The organism is Tepidibacter formicigenes DSM 15518 (assembly GCF_900142235.1).
Taxonomy (GTDB): Bacteria; Bacillota; Clostridia; order Peptostreptococcales; family Peptostreptococcaceae; genus Tepidibacter; species Tepidibacter formicigenes.
Genome location: NZ_FRAE01000107.1, coordinates 1 through 4900 on the forward strand (window position 1 = coordinate 1; position 4900 = coordinate 4900).

4 protein-coding genes and 2 pseudogenes are annotated in these 4900 nt (G+C 27.8%); 5 read left to right on the plus strand and 1 reads right to left on the minus strand.

Annotation, left to right across the window (positions count from 1 at the left end; genetic code table 11):
• Positions 1–195, minus strand: a pseudogene (locus BUA77_RS12690) (ISNCY family transposase); the annotation flags it as partial.
• Positions 196–360: 165 nt separating this feature from the next.
• On the opposite strand from BUA77_RS12690, the gene hemB reads away from it, so the two are divergent.
• The 5 genes and pseudogenes from hemB to BUA77_RS12715 all read left to right on the plus strand — a co-directional run.
• Entirely contained in the window at positions 361–1326 is a 966-nt protein-coding gene (gene hemB, locus BUA77_RS12695) for a porphobilinogen synthase (RefSeq protein WP_072890850.1), read from the plus strand.
• Positions 1327–1344: 18 nt separating this feature from the next.
• Positions 1345–2640 carry a glutamate-1-semialdehyde 2,1-aminomutase gene (gene hemL, locus BUA77_RS12700; RefSeq protein WP_072890853.1) on the plus strand — a complete coding sequence of 432 codons (1296 nt, stop codon included), beginning with the start codon at positions 1345–1347 and terminating at the stop codon, positions 2638–2640.
• A 368-nt stretch (positions 2641–3008) separates the two neighbouring features.
• The gene (locus tag BUA77_RS14465) at positions 3009–3299 is read left to right on the plus strand and encodes a 4Fe-4S binding protein (protein WP_072890857.1); all 291 of its coding nucleotides are present in this window, start codon (positions 3009–3011) and stop codon (positions 3297–3299) included.
• Between the two features lie 63 nt (positions 3300–3362).
• The gene (locus BUA77_RS12710) at positions 3363–4319 is read left to right on the plus strand and encodes a helix-turn-helix transcriptional regulator (protein ID WP_072890860.1); all 957 of its coding nucleotides are present in this window, start codon (positions 3363–3365) and stop codon (positions 4317–4319) included.
• Between the two features lie 351 nt (positions 4320–4670).
• Positions 4671–4900 (plus strand): annotated as a pseudogene (locus BUA77_RS12715) (IS701 family transposase); the annotation flags it as partial.

The window sequence follows — 4900 nt, forward strand, 5'->3', positions numbered from 1 at the left end:
CATAGATTCAAGAGAAAAATTTCTTTTACGTCCAAAATTAGAATAATATTTTTGATAAAAAGAAAGTGGGATGAAATCACTAATATCAAAAAAATGATTTAACATAGAAAGTAAATTGTATTGATTTTGATTAAAAAACTTTTCAAAATCAGAAGAAATATTAGAAAAGTTTAATTGTTTAGCTTGAACTGGCATAAGTTTTTCCTCCTTTTTTCATTTTGAGTTATACACATCTAGTTAATGTATATATACCCAAAATGGGGGAAACTTAGCCATTTCTATAAATTTAAATGTAGTATTTATGCGAGTTGTAGAGTTCTGCAACGAGCTAATAAGTAATGATATAAGGGGGAAATAACAGTGATAAAAAGACCAAGAAGACTTAGAGGTAGTGAACTAATAAGGGGATTAGTTAGAGAAACAAAGCTTGAAGTGGAGAATTTAGTATATCCTTTATTTATTGTAGAAGGAGAAAATATAAAAGAGGAAATCACTTCTCTTCCAGATGTTTATCATTTATCTGTGGATAAATTAAAGGATGAAGTAAATGAATTACTAGACCTTGGTATAAAATATGTAATTTTATTCGGAGTTCCAAATGAAAAAGATGAATATGGCAAGCAGGCTTACTCTGATGAAGGAATAGTTCAAAAGGCTATAAGAGAAATAAAAAATATAAGTAATGATATATATGTAATTACAGATATTTGTATGTGTCAGTATACAAGCCATGGCCACTGTGGAATACTATGTCCTAATGGTTATGTAGATAATGATAAAACACTTGAATATTTATCAAAAATAGCAATAAGTCATGTAAAAGCAGGGGCAGATATGGTAGCACCATCTGATATGATGGATGGAAGAATAGGACATATGAGAAATACACTTGATAAAGAAGGATATGTTAATATACCTATAATGTCATATAGTGCAAAATACGCTTCGAGTTTTTATGGACCATTTAGAGATGCAGCACATTCAGCTCCATCATTTGGGGATAGAAGATCATATCAAATGGATCCAGCTAATATAAATGAGGCAATAAGAGAAGTGGAACTTGATATAGAAGAAGGAGCAGACATAGTAATGGTAAAGCCAGCTCTTTCATATTTAGATGTTATAAGAAAGGTTAAAGATAGTTTTAATGTACCAGTAGCAGCATATAATGTAAGTGGAGAATATTCAATGTTAAAACTTGCTGTAAAAAATGGACTTTTAGATGAAAAAGCAATAATGGAAAGTCTTATTTCTATAAAAAGAGCAGGAGCAGATATAATAATAACTTATTTTGCAAAAGATGTAGCAAGAATGTTTAAGAAATAATTGTGGAGGGATGAAAATATGAATACTAGAAAATCTGAAAATATATATCAAGAAGCTGTAAAGTATATACCTGGTGGGGTTAATAGTCCTGTTAGAGCTTTTAAATCAGTAGGACTTAATCCTATATTTGTAGATAAAGCTAAAGGTTCTAAAATTTATGATGTCGATGGAAATGAGTACATAGATTATATATGTTCTTGGGGGCCTTTAATGCTAGGGCATAGTAATGAAGATGTTTTAAGTGGTGTAGAAGAAATAATAAGAAAAGGGACAAGTTATGGAGTACCAACTGAAATAGAAGTTAAAATGGCAAAATTAATAGTAGATGCTTATCCAGCAGTTGAAATGGTTAGAATGGTAAATTCAGGAACGGAAGCTACAATGAGTGCATTAAGAGTTGCAAGAGCATATACTAAGAGAAATAAAATACTAAAATTTGAAGGATGTTACCATGGCCACTCAGATTCACTACTTGTTAAATCAGGATCAGGAACTATAACTTATGGAGTACCTACAAGTCCAGGGGTTCCAGAAGATGTAGTAAAAGACACATTGGTATGTAGATATAATGACTTAGAATCAGTTCAAAAAATATTTAAAGAACATGGAAATGATATAGCAGCGGTTATAATTGAACCTGTAGCTGGGAACATGGGGGTAGTTGCAGGTAAAAAAGAATTTTTAGAAGGGCTTAGAGCAATAACTAAAGAATATGGATCAGTACTTATATTTGATGAAGTAATAACAGGATTTAGATTGGCGTTTGGCGGAGCGCAAGAAGTATATGGTATAGAGCCTGATATGACTTGTTTTGGTAAAATAATAGGAGCAGGACTTCCAGTTGGAGCTTATGGAGGAAAGAGAGAAATAATGGAAATGGTATCTCCTGTAGGACCTGTATATCAAGCAGGAACTTTATCAGGAAATCCACTTGCTATGTATATGGGGTATAAAAATATAAGTATATTGAAGGAAAATAAAAATATATATAAAGAATTAGAACAAAAAGCCATAAAACTTGAAAATGGACTTAAAGAGAATTTAGAAAAACTAAGTGTAAAAGGAACTGTAAATAGAGCAGGATCACTTGTTTGTCTTTTCTTTGCAGAAGGTCCTATAGAAAATTATGAAGATGTTATGAAATGTGATGTGGAAAAGTTTAATATATACTTTAAAGAACTTTTAAAAAGAGGAATACTTCTTGCTCCGACTCAATTTGAGGCGATGTTTTTATCTAATGCTCATACAGATGAAGATATAGAATATACTATAAAAGCAAGTTATGAAGCCATGGAAGTTGCTTTTGACAAGTAATATTTAATTAAAAAATACGTTTATATCTTAGATATAAATGTATTTTTTTGTAATAAAATTAAGTTAATTTAATTACAAAATATGGAATTGTATTCACTGGATTAATACTCAAAAAAGAAACGGCGGGATAACATGAAAAATAAATACTTCAATATTACTAAAGAAAATTTTAAGTGGCCTAGTATATTAATAATAATATTTTTAAGTATAGGTTTATGGAGATATTTTGATACTAAAAATTTTTTTACGTTATTAATTTTGGTTATATAGGAATTTCATTATCATTAGGAACATTTCTAGGAGATTCATTAAAAAAAGAGTATTCTCAATGGGGGAGAAGAATAACTCAACTTTTAGTAGGTTTATATATGTTTGTTTTTCTTGGCTTAATACCAGCAACTGTTTCATTATTAAAAGTAGAGATTGAAAAAGATAAATGTATTGACTGTAAATTATGTGAAAAAAATTGTCCGATGGATATTAAACTTATTGATTACAAGAATGAGAATAAGAGGATTTTATCAACAGAGTGCATATTATGTAAGACATGCATAAATGTTTGTCCTAAAAAGGCAATAAGAGTGACAAAAGGATTTGATTTTGATTTTAAAGAAAAATTAAATTATGCTAATAGAAAAGAAAAAAGAGTTCAAATCTAAATATGTATAATAAAATGCAGAAATAAAAAATAAATAAGGTTTTAATATTTAAAGGAGATTATAATGAATAAAAATAAACTAAGTAATTGTATAAAAATGCTTAACTTATTGAAAAGAAAAGGAAAAATGAAGAGTAAAGAATTGGCAATGGAATTAAATGTGAGTGAAAGGCAGATAAGAACATATAGCAAAAATATAGAGGATGCGGGAGTACCTTTATGTAGTGAGACAGGAAGATATGGGGGATATTATCTTTTAGATACAGCTATAATACCAGAATTAGGCTTAGAAAAAGAAGAATATGCATCTCTTTTAAATGCAAAAGAATTTTTAAAAAATGAAAATAATTTTGTGTTGTTAGAAGAATATGAAAATGCTTTAGATAAAATAAACATTGCAGTAAAAGAAAAAGAAGAAAGTGATCCAAAAGAATATATTTTAAGTGATTCAAGACCAAATATAAATCTAGAGACAGAAAAGAAAAAATACTTAGATATAAGTAACGCCACTACTTCTAGAATAAAATTGAAAATAAACTATTTTTCTCTTAAATCAGGATTACAAGAAAGAATAATCAGACCATATGCTTTATTTATGTACAAAGGTTTCTATTACTGTATTGGGTATTGTGAATTAAGAAATGAAATAAGAGATTTTAAATTATCCAGAATGAAAGAATATGAAATAATTAAAGAAAATTTTGACATGCCTTCTGATTTTAATATTAAAGATTATATAGGAAAAAGCAGTATATTTAACAGTGAAGAATGTGATATAAAACTAAAAATAAAAATGCCCATGGCGATTTTAGTAAGCGAAAGAATTTGGGCAGATAATCAAAAAATCACATTTAATGAAGATAATTCTATTATATTTGAGGCAAAAATAGGTTTAAATCCAGAACTTACAACATGGATACTCAGCATGGGAAGTTGTGTAGAGGTTTTAAAGCCAGAAAAATTAAGAAAAGAAATAAAGGAAGAGATAGGAAAGCTTAAAAACATATATGAAGTTTTATAGTGAATAAAATAATTAAAAGAATTATAATGTGAGTATAAATGAAAAATGTGATTAACGATTATGTAAGAATAAGAAAAGCAGGTGTGGGTGGCATCTGCTTTTATTGTTTTTAGAAGATACTAAATGTATTGAATAAAAAAATATATGAATCTTAAATTTATTACCTATATAGTTCCTAAATATATGATAAAGTAATCTTAGTAACATAAAAAATGGAAAATAAGTTTATTTATCTATGAAAGTGCAAAAACACTTCAATAATTTTCCATTACAATAAAATAAAAAACATTTATGCAAAACCTTGTTATAATTAAGTTCCTACACAAAAACATAACAGGTGGTGTTGCATAAATGTTTCAGAACTTAATTATAACAAATGAATTAACATTAGACAAATTTTTAAAAGAACTAAAATATGACTTATATCTTACAAAACCACAAATAAAACATATGCAAAATATAGTGAAATCAATGTTTATGAGTGGTTATACAGGTAAAATCAATGATGTTTCTAAATTTTTATCATCTAAACATAGAACTAGTATTACAAGATTTTTATCTAATTCATCATGGGATGAATC

Bases quoted from the DNA above. Each gene is read 5' to 3' on its own strand.
- hemL (WP_072890853.1), top strand. From the start codon at position 1,345: ATGAATACTAGAAAATCTGAAAATATATATCAAGAAGCTGTAAAGTAT.
- BUA77_RS14465 (WP_072890857.1), top strand. From the start codon at position 3,009: ATGTTTGTTTTTCTTGGCTTAATACCAGCAACTGTTTCATTATTAAAA.
- BUA77_RS12710 (WP_072890860.1), top strand. From the start codon at position 3,363: ATGAATAAAAATAAACTAAGTAATTGTATAAAAATGCTTAACTTATTG.